General features: G+C 58.8%; 1 pseudogene. It reads left to right on the forward strand.

Annotated elements, in window-relative coordinates:
* Nucleotides 1-257, forward strand: a pseudogene (locus SB753_RS38975) (peptidase S1); the annotation flags it as partial.

Here is a 257-nt window from a genome sequence, read left to right on the forward strand (position 1 = left end):
GTCTATACGACGATGGGGAACGTCTATCTGAACGAGCAGTTGGAGTACACGTCGAACGCGGCCTTGACGGATCTGAACGATCAGGGGTTCCAGTTCTGGGGCTTGAGCCACATCGACCCGACCGGCGCGCAGAAGGGCGTGGACGACAAGGGCAACGTGATTCTCTACACGGCCGGCGACCTCGCGGCGGTCATGGCGCTCAATCCCGATCTGAAGGTGCTGTCGGCAAACGGCTTTTATGATTTCGTCACACCGTT

Source organism: Paraburkholderia sp. SIMBA_053 (assembly GCF_046534895.1).
In the GTDB taxonomy this organism is placed as follows: Bacteria; Pseudomonadota; Gammaproteobacteria; order Burkholderiales; family Burkholderiaceae; genus Paraburkholderia; species Paraburkholderia caledonica.